The organism is Cupriavidus sp. SIMBA_020, from assembly GCF_046535395.1.
Lineage (GTDB): Bacteria > Pseudomonadota > Gammaproteobacteria > Burkholderiales > Burkholderiaceae > Cupriavidus > Cupriavidus campinensis.
Map to the genome: position 1 here is coordinate 1 of NZ_JAWRWU010000798.1, position 264 is coordinate 264.

The 264-nt window shown below is 60.6% G+C and carries 1 pseudogene; it reads left to right on the forward strand.

The features are described 5' to 3' along the window. Positions 1-195: pseudogene (locus SB751_RS31550) on the forward strand (dipeptide ABC transporter permease DppC); the annotation flags it as partial. Positions 196-264: the final 69 nt, after the last annotated feature.

Genomic DNA, 264 nt, shown 5'->3' on the forward strand with positions numbered 1-264 from the left:
TTCCTCGGTCTCGGCGTGCAGCCGCCTTCAGCGGAATGGGGCGCGATGCTCGCCTCGGCGCGCGATTACATCGACAGCGCCTGGTGGATCGTCACGATGCCGGGCCTCTCCATCCTGATTTCGGTGCTCGCGATCAATCTGCTCGGCGACGGGCTGCGCGACGCACTCGATCCCAAACTGAAACGGATGGCCTGAAATGGATAGTTTATTGACCATCCGCAATCTGGCGGTGAACTTCAACGGACTACCCGCGGTCGATCGAAT